The 9,844-nt window shown below is 37.8% G+C and carries 7 protein-coding genes and 1 pseudogene; all 8 read left to right on the top strand.

Annotated features, from left to right (window positions below; all coding sequences use genetic code 11):
• A pseudogene (locus AC4MRQ_RS11610) lies at positions 1 to 661 on the top strand (lysine 2,3-aminomutase); the annotation flags it as partial.
• Positions 627 to 1,496 carry a putative beta-lysine N-acetyltransferase gene (gene ablB / locus AC4MRQ_RS11615; RefSeq protein WP_491197839.1) on the top strand — a complete coding sequence of 290 codons (870 nt, stop codon included), beginning with the start codon at positions 627 to 629 and terminating at the stop codon, positions 1,494 to 1,496. The pseudogene AC4MRQ_RS11610 and the gene ablB, both read left to right, overlap by 35 nt.
• A gap of 672 nt (positions 1,497 to 2,168) precedes the next feature.
• The gene (locus AC4MRQ_RS11620) at positions 2,169 to 3,602 is read left to right on the top strand and encodes a sodium:solute symporter family protein (RefSeq protein ID WP_491197840.1); all 1,434 of its coding nucleotides are present in this window, start codon (positions 2,169 to 2,171) and stop codon (positions 3,600 to 3,602) included.
• A gap of 31 nt (positions 3,603 to 3,633) precedes the next feature.
• Entirely contained in the window at positions 3,634 to 4,086 is a 453-nt protein-coding gene (locus AC4MRQ_RS11625) for a GNAT family N-acetyltransferase (protein WP_491197841.1), read from the top strand.
• 11 nt (positions 4,087 to 4,097) lie between these two features.
• Positions 4,098 to 5,174 carry an alanine racemase gene (locus AC4MRQ_RS11630; protein ID WP_491197842.1) on the top strand — a complete coding sequence of 359 codons (1,077 nt, stop codon included), beginning with the start codon at positions 4,098 to 4,100 and terminating at the stop codon, positions 5,172 to 5,174.
• Positions 5,175 to 5,448: 274 nt separating this feature from the next.
• The gene (locus AC4MRQ_RS11635) at positions 5,449 to 6,582 is read left to right on the top strand and encodes a hypothetical protein (protein ID WP_491197843.1); all 1,134 of its coding nucleotides are present in this window, start codon (positions 5,449 to 5,451) and stop codon (positions 6,580 to 6,582) included.
• A gap of 10 nt (positions 6,583 to 6,592) precedes the next feature.
• The gene (locus AC4MRQ_RS11640; RefSeq protein WP_491197844.1) at positions 6,593 to 8,140 is read left to right on the top strand and encodes a BCCT family transporter; all 1,548 of its coding nucleotides are present in this window, start codon (positions 6,593 to 6,595) and stop codon (positions 8,138 to 8,140) included.
• Positions 8,141 to 8,487: 347 nt separating this feature from the next.
• Positions 8,488 to 9,609, top strand: a complete 1,122-nt coding sequence (locus tag AC4MRQ_RS11645; RefSeq protein ID WP_491197845.1) for a proline and serine-rich protein 1 family protein — start codon at positions 8,488 to 8,490, stop codon at positions 9,607 to 9,609.
• Positions 9,610 to 9,844: the final 235 nt, after the last annotated feature.

Here is a 9,844-nt window from a genome sequence, read left to right on the forward strand (position 1 = left end):
TCGTATTACCGATAACCTGATATCGATACTAAAAAAATACCAGCCACTTTGGATCAACACACATTTTAATCACCCCAATGAAATCACCAGCTCAGCCAAAGAAGCACTGGCACGTCTGGCCGATGGCGGTTTTCCGCTTGGTAATCAATCGGTATTGCTGGCCGGTGTAAATGATTGTCCAAGAATCATGCGTTCCCTGCTTCATAAGCTCGTACAGAACAGGGTGCGACCTTACTATTTGTATCAATGCGACCTGTCCGAGGGACTGTCACATTTTAGAACCCCAATTGGTAAAGGCATTGAGATAATGGAGAGCCTGGTTGGTCATACAAGTGGCTTCGCCCGCCCAACCTATGTGATTGATGCACCAGGTGGCGGAGGTAAAATACCCGTAATGCCTAACTATATTATATCCTGGTCGACCAATAAAGTGGTACTGCGCAATTACGAAGGAGTGATTACCACCTACAAGGAGCCCGACAACTATGAGCATAAAATGTGCAACCACCAATGTGAAGATTGCACCCTGGAGCTGAATGTCAGTGAACGGGACGAATCGAAAGCCATTGGAATTGAAAAACTTTTATCTGATGAATCAGATGTAATTTCTTTAATACCCGAGAACAATGAACGTTTACAAAGAAGAGATGATAATAAGTGATGTGGTAGAAAGCATTGGAAACGGTTCTTTGATACAACATGGTAAGCACAACGATCGTGTTTACCTGATGAAACTGGATAAGCGTGATGCCGAGGATATGCCTGCTCAATTGTCGAAAATGGCTCGTATCGAAGGCTATACTAAAATATTCTGTAAGGTGCCTAAATGGGCGGCACCTCTTTTTTATGCCAATGGCTTTATCCTCGAAGCTGCTATTCCGCAGTTTTACAAAGATGATGAAGACGTTTTTTTCATTTCTAAGTTCTTAAGCTCAGACCGATTACTGCATATCGAAAAAGATAAACTAAATGGATTAGGTCACTTACTATACCACAAAAAGGATGGGGAGGTAATTCATGAATCCCGATACACAATCAGACCTCTGAAGGTTGATGATATTGACCAGATTGCCCACATTTATGATGAAATTTTTGAAACATATCCGTTTCCTATTCATGATCCGGAATTCTTAATTGAATCAATGGAGAACGATATTCATTATTTTGGTGCCGAGAAGAATGGGCAAATTGTTGCTGTAGCTGCGGCCGAAGTGGATCGTAAAGGAGGTAATGCTGAAATGACCGATTTTGCCACTTTGAAAGCTCACCAGGGAAATCGACTTGCAACACTTATTTTGCAAAAGATGGAAGCCGAAATGAGCAGGCAGGGAATTACTTCATTATATACTATTGCGCGACTCAACTCGCTACCGATGAATAAAACCTTTTTAAGAGCTGACTATCACTATGCCGGCACACTAATTAAAAATACCAACATTGCAGGGAGTATCGAAAGTATGAATATTCTTTATAAGCATATCACCACAAAACCTTAAACTCATGTCTAGACAATTGTTATGTCCTTATTCTGAAAACTGTGAAATTTATCAGGGTAAGAAACCCATTCAGCAACCTTCGTTAATGATTTATAAAAATGTATTCTGCAAGAGAGGAGAGAAAGGGTGGAGTAATTGTAAGTATTATGTCGAGTTAAAAACTAACAATCAACAATAAGTAATAAAATGTAGGTATGAAAGAAGTAAAATCTATCAAACTCACATCACTAACAAATGAAAAAGAAATACTTTTACTATTAAAGCAACAAGGACAATGTATCTACGGAGAAATTATCAGGCAATCTAATCTTTCATACAGTAAAGGAAAGGAAGTTATTTACTCTTTAATCAGCAGAGGTTATGTCAGGTACGTTGGGCGTACTACAAAAATAGAACTCGCCGTCGAAATAATATAAAACAATATGGGGTAAAGCTGCAAGCTGGTTATGTGGCAGGAAGATAGTAGGTTTTTCGTACATCAGTTATGGTGTTCTTTTTTGTGTTTATTTATTCCATCTGCTTGTTTGCATTTAACCCATAAGTTTACGATTGCAATTTCACTCAAACCAAAATAACTGCTAAACGAGGCAGTCAATCGCAGTCATAAGTTTAAGCTTTTTGCTCTTTACTCCATTTTTAATTCATGACTATTAAAAGATAAAAGAAGATTACATGCATATTATTGATATTCTCATTTTTGTCATTTATCTGATAGCTATGCTGGGAGTGGGCTTTTTCTTCATGATGAGAAACAAAACGCCAGATGATTACTATGTTGGAGGAAGGACGCTAAAGGCTGGACACATTGGCCTTTCGGTTGTGGCCACTGATGTGGGCGGTGGCTTTTCAATAGGACTGGGAGGCTTAGGTTTTATCATGGGGTTATCCGGAAGTTGGTTGCTTTTTACAGGTCTTGTTGGTGCCTGGTTAAGTGCCGTTCTGCTGATTCCTAAAGTGTCGAAGATGGGTAAAGCTAAAAACTTCTTAACCTTCCCGCAATTTCTTGGGAGTGTTTACAATAAGCGCGTAGCTTTATTTGCAGGTATTATATCAGCCATTGGTTATATAGGTTTTACATCCTCGCAGATACTGGCAGGTGCAAAACTGGCGGCCTCTACCTTTCCTGAGTTGTCCCTTGATATGGCATTGTTAGTGATGGGAACCATAGCTGTTATATACACGGTGCTGGGCGGGCTTAAAGCGGTAATCTACACCGACACCATACAGTGGATTATTCTGATGGGCGGCCTGTTGCTGGTCGCTTTACCTTTTGCCTATTTTAAAGTTGGTGGTATAGAAACCATTACAAATACCTTGGAACCTGGCTTTTTGAGCCTGACAGCCATTTCCTGGCAGCAAATTGTTAACTGGATGTTTACTATTGTGCCCATCTGGTTTATTGGCATGACATTGTATCAACGAATCTATGCCGCAAAAGATACGAAAACCGCCCAAAGAGGCTGGTTCATTGCTGGTTTGTTTGAATATCCTTTAATGGCTTTTCTGGGAGTTACGCTGGGTATGTTTGCCAGAGTAGCTTTAGAAAATGGATTACTGGTCGATTATACTTTGTCTAATTTAGATTCAGAAATGGGCTTACCTGTTTTATTACGAACTATACTACCTGTGGGCTTTATGGGCATTGTTCTTTCGGCTTACTTTTCAGCTATTATGTCTACAGCCGATAGTTGCTTAATGGCCGCATCGGGTAATGTGCTGACAGATGTGTTTAAACTGCATAACTCAAAGTATAACCTTCGCTACTCGCAACTCATCACACTAATTATTGGCATATTGGCTTTATTCATGGCCTTGAAAGTTACCAGTGTTCTTGAACTGATGCTACACTCGTACTCTTTTATGGTGTCGGGTATGATAATTCCTGTGTTAGCTGCTTTATTTATCAAAAGGCCTAATGCTAATGCAGCTCTTATTTCAATGATTTCCGGAGGATTAACAACACTTTGTTTAATCATTTTTGAAGTTCCAATTCTTTGGGAACTCGATGCAAATATAATAGGCATTACCGTGTCGGCAATTGCTTACTCAATAGAACATGTGGTTTCAAGCATACAACAGTCTGATTCTATAATAGACAATTACTAAATAACTGACCAATCAATCAAGAAAAGAAAAAATGTTAGAAATTATTAAGTATACACGCGAAAAGGATTTTGATAAAATAAGCAGAAACGAATATGTTGATTTTCTGTTTACTCACCTTGGTGAATATGGTGATCCAAAGGATGATATTAATAAATGCCTTGACTATGCCTTCTCATCAGAGAAAAGCGAAGGTGGTTTTGCATTAGGAGCATATCTTAACGGAAAACTTGTAGGCGCCTTGGTCATTAACCACACCGGTATGAGTGGTTATATACCGGACCATATCTTGGTATACGTTGCAGTGGATAAAAAGCACAGAGGGAAGGGGATTGGTCAGCAGATTATTGAGCAAGCTTTTGCCCATTGCGATGGTGATGTAAAATTACACGTTGAGTATGACAACCCAGCCAAGAAGTTATATGAACGCATTGGGTTTAAAACAAAGTATGCAGAAATGCGCTACTCAAACACAGTCAATAAATAAAAGCATTAACAATGGCATTTATCACCTTAAACAAAGGGAAATTAAAAAGTAATTTCAACTACTTGAATGAAGTTTTTAGCAGTAATGACATTCAATGGTCGGTTGTTTCTAAATTACTTTGTGGCAATAAAGATTATCTGAAAGTCTTGTTGGAGCTTGGTATCACAGATTTCTGTGACTCGCGTATTTCAAACTTAAAAACAATTAAACAGTTAAACCCTGAAGTCAAAACAACCTATATAAAGCCTCCGGCTAAAAGAGCCATACCAAGTGTTGTTAAATATGCAGACATTAGTCTTAATACCGAAATTAATACCATTCAACTATTATCTGAAGAGGCATTAAAACAAAACAAAGTTCATCAGGTGATTATTATGATTGAACTGGGAGAATTGCGGGAAGGGGTGATGGGTGACTACTTCATGAATTTTTACAAGCAGGTGTTCCAACTAAAAAACATAGAAGTGGTTGGTATTGGTACCAACCTGTCTTGTTTATATGGTGTTTTGCCCAACCATGATAAATTGATTCAATTGTGCTTATACGAACAATTAATTGAAGCACGTTTTAATAAGCAAATTGAGTTTGTTTCTGGTGGTTCGTCGGTTACTATCCCTTTGATTTTTCAAAATTTATTGCCTAAAGGGATAAATCATTTTAGAGTTGGTGAAACTTTGTTTCTTGGTACGGATGTATACAACAATACGACTTATAATAGCATGAAGTCGGATGTATTTAGATTATACTCTGAAATAATTGAACTAAGTGAAAAGCCATTGGTGCCTATTGGTGAGATGGGAGTTAATGTGGAAGGTCATGAGGTGGAGTTTGATGACAAACAAATCGGACAAACATCGTTTAGAGGTATTTTAGACCTGGGTTTATTGGATGTTGATGAAGAACATATTACACCTGTAGATGAATCTGTTAGCTTTGTGGGGGCCAGCTCCGACATGTTAGTCATTGACCTCAAGAATAATCCTAACAACTATAAAGTAGGAGATTTGGTTGAATTTAAAATGAATTATATGGGAGTACTTCGTATTATTAATTCAAAATATATCGAGAAACGGATAAGCAATAACTAAGTGTCCGGTCAATAGAACTGTTTATTGGAAACTTTATAAGCTCCTATCCAAAAGGATATTTTTTAGGTTTTACCTCGTTAATTTGTTGTTATCATCTGTTGAAAGAAATAGGTTGTACAGAACAGATTTGTCATTCCACAACTTAAGATATACCTTTGCGGCCTCAAAAAAGGAGAACAATAATTAGCAATTAGTCCATTCTAAAAGTGCTTTTGCAGCATTTAAGCAAAGTAGCTATTTATTGCATAATTAGATTAAAATTAGAATATATCGTATGAGATTTAATGAGGTTGTATTTGTTACTTTACTATTAACATGTTTTAGTTATGGTGCTTTGTCTCAAGATAATGACAAGCCTGAATTGGAGCTGGGCGGTGCTTTACGCTTTAATTATAATTTGTCTGACTGGAAAAGCGAACAAGTTAAAAGAGGAGGTGATTTTGGCTATGATCTTTTTCGCATTAATGCCAAGGGAAGTTACAAGAAGATAGGAATTAATGCAGAATATCGTTTCTATTCGAATAGTTTTGGTGGCGGCATGCTTAAACATGGATGGGTAGAATATAATACTGATCACAACAGTACCTGGCAACTTGGCCTCAACCAGGTACCATTTGGTCTTCAACCATATAACTCCAATAGCTGGTTTTTTAATTTGCCCTATTATGTTGGGTTGGAAGATGACCATGATATGGGAATTAAATGGGTGAAGACTTATACGCACCTTCAGTTACAAGCTGCATTTTATAAAAATGCCGAAGAGTTGAACTTCAGTAATAATTCTCCTATTTCTGCCAACCGTTATTCTTACGATGTATCCGGGCGAAACAAAGAAGTTAATCAGGCCAATATAAAAGTTGCCTATAGTTTTGGGGCAGACAACTCATCAAGTCTTTCATTATCGGCAATGTATGGCGGTTTGTACAATATTGTTACTAATAAGATGGGCGATCACTCGGCGTTGGCATTAGGTTATCGCTATAATGGTAAAAAGCTGGGATTAAAACTGCAGGCATTAACTTTTAGTAAGAACCCTAACGATTCTGTTCAATACAAAGAAGTGATTGAGATGGCGGCATATGGTGCTCCTTATAACGTGGCAGCTAAAGGTCAGGTCGTAAGTGCCGGGGCTTCATATACAGTTCCCTGCAAACATGAAATCATTGACTATCTAATGTTTTATAACGATTTCTCCTGGTTTAGGAAATCTAAAGAAGGTTTTCATGATTCTTATATGAATGTGTTGGGTTGCCTGATTGCTGCAGGACCAATCTATACCTATGTAGACTCAGCCTGGGGAAAAAACCATGCATGGCTTGGGCCGGAGTGGACCAATGCTTTTGCGGAAGGATCAGCCGACGCTGATTGGCACATGCGATTTAATATCAATATTGGTTACTATTTCTAAACAGAAGATTATGGATCAGAAATATAAAAGAAGCGACAAGCGCACAATCTTTGGAATCAAGGCAAATGGGCCGGTATTTATTACATCATTGACGGTTATTACAGTATTAGTTTTAACAACCTTGATTGTTGGCAAGCCCATGGAGAAATATTTTTCTCAAATACAAGCCACTGTTTCGAACAATACCGGATGGTTCTTTATCTTGATGGTGAATGTTATGCTGTTATTTGCCTTGTTTCTTGGCTTTAGTAAGTTCGGTAAGATTCGCTTAGGAGGTAAAGATGCCCGGCCGGAATTTTCTAAAAAAGGCTGGTTTGCCATGCTGTTTAGTGCAGGTATGGGTATTGGTTTGTTATTCTGGAGTGTGGCCGAACCTATTTTCCATTATAATAGTAATCCTTTAACCGATAACTCAGACAAAATAGAGGCTGCCAAATCGGCGATGGGCATCACTTTTCTGCATTGGGGCGTTCATGCTTGGGCTGTCTATGCCATCGTAGGACTGGCATTGGCCTTTTTCACATTTAACCGCAAATTACCTTTGACGATACGCTCTATCTTTCATCCGCTTTTAGGTGATAAGATATACGGGCCCATTGGTGATGCGATTGATATTATATCGGTAATTGCCACCATTTTTGGGTTAGCCACTTCGCTTGGCTTTGGTGTACAACAGGTGAACGCCGGCTTGAGTTACTTATTCAATTTTGAGTTGAATACCACAGTTCAAATTGTTTTAATTATTGGAATAACGGCCATGGCCACTTTATCACTTGTATTGGGGCTTGATAAAGGTATACGACGACTAAGCGAGTGGAACATGCGCTTTGCGCTTATTTTATTACTATTCGTCATATTGGCAGGACCAACCGTTTTTATTGCCAAATCATTTGTACAGAATCTGGGACATTACCTTAATGAGTTTTTTGAGCTTAGTTTCTGGACTGAATCCTACAAAGGCGTTAACGAAACCAAGCATTGGCAAAATTCATGGACAGTGTTTTATTGGGCCTGGTGGATTTCATGGTCTCCATTTGTAGGTATTTTCATTGCACGTATATCTAAAGGACGAACGGTGAAAGAATTTATATTGGGCGTATTACTTGTACCAACATTGTTAACATTTATCTGGATGTCAGTATTTGGAGGCAGTGCGTTATATCAGGAGTTAATTGGTAATTCTGTTATAACCGAAGCTGTTAATGACAATGTAGCAACTGCGATTTATAAGTTGCTGGAGCAATATCCTTTTGCCTTTCTTTCGTCATTGATTGCTGTGATATTGGTTGCTAGTTTTTTCATTACGTCATCAGATTCAGGCTCCATGGTGGTAGATACCCTAACATCTGGCGGGCGACATGATGCTCCGGTCGGGCAAAAGGTATTTTGGGCTTCAATGGAAGGGCTGGTTGCCGGCATATTGTTAATTGGAGGTGGATTAACAGCACTACAAACTGCCTCAATCCTTACCGGGTTACCTTTTGCCTTGTTGCTGATTGTGCTCTGCTTTAGCTTTTATAAATCATTAAGTTCGTATTACGACGATAATCATAAATAATAAAACGTTTGTATAAAATCTTCACAAAACAGAGGTAAAGCTTACACTTTTACCTCTGTTTTGATATACACGCCTGGTGTTTAATCAAATTGTTTCTTAAAACGCTCATAAAAATGTTTAGGCGAGGTAAAATCAATATCATATAATAAGTATATGGAATGCCAGTTTCGTATATGAAAAAAAACAATTTGATGGAGTTTTAATAATACTATCTTTGCAAGGCTTCAATCGGCTACGTTATTGGTCATTGGAGAAAAGGAGAAGTGTCAATTTGATCAGAATTGCACTGATTCAAGGTTACGTGAAATGGGGAGTTACATGTAGTTTTAAAATTTAAATCTAAATCAATGAAAAAAAGTAGTTTACTAATTGCCTTTGTAGCAGTAGCATTTAATCTAATTGCTCAAAAAGTTGTTTATAACATGCCTCAGTCAGTTAATAGCGAGCATGTTAATATTACCTTTCAAAAGGTGAGTTCTTCAACATCGAGTTATTATACTAATTATAAAGCCGAGAATACCGGTGAAGGGGTGTTGGTTATTGACCGGAGCAAAGCCAGTTTAGTGCAGAACAAAGGAGAGTTGCATCCAACGTCAGAAAAGTACATTATTAACCCAGGGGAGAGTAAAACTATATACAACCAGTTCAGGGTTAAGGCACCTGTAAAGGCCAATGCCGATCACTTTAACCTTGTACTTAACGGAATTACTTATGCCGAAGCAGACAATAAGGTTATTGAAACGGAGAAAATGATTTTGGCTGAAAAAGCTATTCAGAATTTCGATGCTTTCAGCCTGAAGGTGATGGAGTATAATGTTTATAGCGACAGAGTATATGCTCAAATAAAATGTAGCTATAATGGATCGGCTAAAACACTTGGCAATATTGATCTTTCTAAATTGATTGTAAGTGGAGGTAAAGCAGAAATCGTAAAGAAAGGCGATGTAATATTTGCAGGTAAGTCTTATTCTTTTTCTATGAATATAAGTCCTGATGGAGAAGAGTTAAGTGTAGATTGGAATGGAGCTCTAAGTGTATTAAAATTTGAAGATGTAAAGTGCGATACAATTGTTGTAAAAAGTACTACCTATAAAGAGCCGGAACCTGCTGAGAAAGCTGAGGCTAATACTGCTATCAAAATAAGCGCAAAGAAGGAAGCTGCAGCTGGAGAGGATTGCGAGTTATCATATACAGATTTCTCAACTCTTAAAAAGGATATTGAAACAGAAATGAATGGAGGAGGTGATGCTGTAGCTATGGCCAATGAATTCCTGATGGAGAAAGGATGTATTAGTACCGCACAGGTTCTGGATATTCTAAGTGTGTTTAATCTTGATGGAGCCAAATTAAAGTTTGCTAAAATGGCTTACCAATTTACTGCCGACAAGAAAAAATATCACATGGTTGTTGGTAAATTAGCCTATGTAAAAAATAAGCAAGCTTTGGAGGAATTTTTGGAGCAGCAATAAATACCATTCTTATGACTTATGGTTTATATGAGTTTGTAATGACTCTGAGAATAAGCAGTAGAATTTTTATAAGATAAATCATTGATATCACAAGCCTGATGCTATGCATCGGGCTTTGTTTAAATTTGTGTAGAATCACTATTTACCACTCAATAATGTCATGTGATTTTCATTCAGTATGACGAAGTTTTTTTGCGGATAAGCAAACATTTTAGTTTTTTTGACAAAAAAGAGA

The sequence above is a fragment of the Carboxylicivirga sp. genome, assembly GCF_982718395.1.

Coding starts and splice junctions, on each gene's coding strand:
- ablB (WP_491197839.1), top strand. CDS start 627: ATGAACGTTTACAAAGAAGAGATGATAATAAGTGATGTGGTAGAAAGC.
- AC4MRQ_RS11620 (WP_491197840.1), top strand. CDS start 2,169: ATGCATATTATTGATATTCTCATTTTTGTCATTTATCTGATAGCTATG.
- AC4MRQ_RS11625 (WP_491197841.1), top strand. CDS start 3,634: ATGTTAGAAATTATTAAGTATACACGCGAAAAGGATTTTGATAAAATA.
- AC4MRQ_RS11630 (WP_491197842.1), top strand. CDS start 4,098: ATGGCATTTATCACCTTAAACAAAGGGAAATTAAAAAGTAATTTCAAC.
- AC4MRQ_RS11635 (WP_491197843.1), top strand. CDS start 5,449: ATGAGATTTAATGAGGTTGTATTTGTTACTTTACTATTAACATGTTTT.
- AC4MRQ_RS11640 (WP_491197844.1), top strand. CDS start 6,593: ATGGATCAGAAATATAAAAGAAGCGACAAGCGCACAATCTTTGGAATC.
- AC4MRQ_RS11645 (WP_491197845.1), top strand. CDS start 8,488: ATGAAAAAAAGTAGTTTACTAATTGCCTTTGTAGCAGTAGCATTTAAT.